Annotated in this window: 2 protein-coding genes; one reads left to right on the top strand and one right to left on the bottom strand. The window is 72.1% G+C overall.

Going from position 1 to position 1,520, the window contains the following annotated elements; translation table 11 throughout:
- Positions 1-630, bottom strand: a 630-nt coding sequence (locus tag G6018_RS09985) for a putative sulfate exporter family transporter (RefSeq protein ID WP_241732044.1), incomplete at its 3' end; no start/stop codon positions are given.
- Positions 631-812: 182 nt separating this feature from the next.
- On the opposite strand from G6018_RS09985, the gene G6018_RS09980 reads away from it, so the two are divergent.
- The coding region (locus tag G6018_RS09980) for a LysR family transcriptional regulator (protein ID WP_182639513.1) at positions 813-1,520 on the top strand (708 nt) is incomplete at its 3' end.

The following is a 1,520-nucleotide window of genomic DNA, read 5'->3' as shown; positions in this document are numbered from 1 at the left end:
CGCCAGGGCGCCGCCGCCGATCGCCCCGCCTGCCGCGATCACCTGGGCGACCTCGTGGATCGATCCGCCGGCCCACATGCCCGCCGCGGTGTCCGACAGGCCCAGTGCCCCCGACAGAACCGGGACCGCGACGATCATCAGGGTGCCGAAGATGACGACGAGGGTGATCGCCGTGAGGACCTCCTCCTCGTCGGTGTCCGACACGCTGTCCACGGCCGCCACCGCCGCTGCGCCGCAGATCGAGAACCCGCAGGCGATGAGCAGGCGCTGCGTCCAGCCGAGACCCAGCGCGCCCCCCAGCGCCATGGTGCCGGCGATTCCCAGGACCACGATGACGACGACGAGCGCGACGACCTGCCACCCCAGCGCGGTGATGTCCCCGAGCAGGAGCTGCAGACCCAGCAGGGCGATGCCGACCCGCAGCAGGGTGCGCGAGGAGAACGCCAGGCCCGCGGTGGCACGGGCCGGCAGGCGCACGGTGTTGCCGAGTGCGGCACCCAGCACGATCGCCACGAGCATCGGGTTGAGGGTGGGGACCAGGTGGCCGACCCCCAGCGCCGCCGCTGTTCCGGCGAGCGTCAACGCGGTGCCCGGGGCGAGCGTTCGTGCCCTGACCCGCACGCTGGTCAGTCCGGACGTCGCCGAGTCCGAGGCCCGCGACACCGCTGCGTGGCCGTGCTCGCGTCGCCGGGCGGTCAGGGGGGTGGTCACGTCTCCAGGATGGACGCGGACGGGCCCGTCCGGTAGCCGGCAGTCCGGTATCCGTCCATATCTCACAGGCATGGCCCGAAGCGGAGCCATATGCTGTCTGCATGACACGGAGGTGGCCCGACCTGGCCGTCCTGGAGCTGCTGATCGGCGTCGACGACCAGGGGAGCCTGAGCGCGGCGGCCCGGAGGGTCGGGATGGCGCAGCCCAACGCGAGCAGGGCGATCAAGGATCTCGAGCGGCGGTTCGGCACTCCGTTGCTGCGTCGGCACCCGCGGGGCGCCACGTTGACCCCGCACGGGACGGTGCTCGCCCACTGGGCGCGGAGGGTCCTCGCCGAGACGACCCAGTTACTGGAGGTGGCGCAGAGCCTGCAGTCCGAGCGGTCCGCCACGCTGACGGTGGGGTCGAGCATGACCGTGGCAGAACACCTCATGCCGCGCTGGCTGGGGGCACTGAGGGGCGTGCTGCCGGAGGTGAACATCCACCTGCAGGTCCACAATTCCGTCAGGGTCGCCGAACTCGTTCTGGACGGCACCTGTGACGTCGGGTTCGTCGAGTCCCCGACGGTTCCCAGCGGTCTGCACACCAGTACCGTTGCGCGCGACCGGCTCGTGGTGGTGGCGGCGCCGACCCATCCGTGGGCCCGGCGCCGCACCCCGGTGACCATCTCCGAGCTCGCGGCCACACGGTTGGTGGTGAGGGAACCGGGGTCCGGCACCCGGACGACCCTGGACCGCGCACTCCACGAGTACGAGCGCCCCGCTCCACTGCTCGAACTCGCCAGTGCGGCCGCCATCCGCACCAGCGTC

This window comes from Dietzia sp. DQ11-44 (genome assembly GCF_014145205.1).
GTDB classification, from domain to species: Bacteria; Actinomycetota; Actinomycetes; order Mycobacteriales; family Mycobacteriaceae; genus Dietzia; species Dietzia natronolimnaea.
This window is presented reverse-complemented; position numbering and strand designations above follow the sequence as displayed.